The sequence below is a fragment of the Klebsiella sp. JB_Kp004 genome (assembly GCF_040065795.1).
Classification (GTDB): Bacteria; Pseudomonadota; Gammaproteobacteria; order Enterobacterales; family Enterobacteriaceae; genus Klebsiella; species Klebsiella quasipneumoniae.
In genome coordinates, this window is the sequence record NZ_JBEAKW010000029.1 from 1 (window position 1) to 621 (window position 621).

Here is a 621-nt window from a genome sequence, read left to right on the forward strand (position 1 = left end):
GTCGCTGCCGCAGCTTCGGTGCATGGTTTAGCCCCGTTACATCTTCCGCGCAGGCCGACTCGACCAGTGAGCTATTACGCTTTCTTTAAATGATGGCTGCTTCTAAGCCAACATCCTGGCTGTCTGTGCCTTCCCACATCGTTTCCCACTTAACCATGACTTTGGGACCTTAGCTGGCGGTCTGGGTTGTTTCCCTCTTCACGACGGACGTTAGCACCCGCCGTGTGTCTCCCGTGATAACATTCTTCGGTATTCGTAGTTTGCATCGGGTTGGTAAGTCGGGATGACCCCCTAGCCGAAACAGTGCTCTACCCCCGAAGATGAGTTCACGAGGCGCTACCTAAATAGCTTTCGGGGAGAACCAGCTATCTCCCGGTTTGATTGGCCTTTCACCCCCAGCCACAAGTCATCCGCTAATTTTTCAACATTAGTCGGTTCGGTCCTCCAGTTAGTGTTACCCAACCTTCAACCTGCCCATGGCTAGATCACCGGGTTTCGGGTCTATACCCTGCAACTTAACGCCCAGTTAAGACTCGGTTTCCCTGCGGCTCCCCTATACGGTTAACCTTGCTACAGAATATAAGTCGCTGACCCATTATACAAAAGGTACGCAGTCACACC

1 rRNA gene is annotated in these 621 nt (G+C 52.5%); it reads right to left on the bottom strand.

The annotated features are described in order from the left end of the window. A 23S ribosomal RNA gene (locus ABLX76_RS13825) occupies positions 1-621 on the bottom strand; the annotation flags it as partial.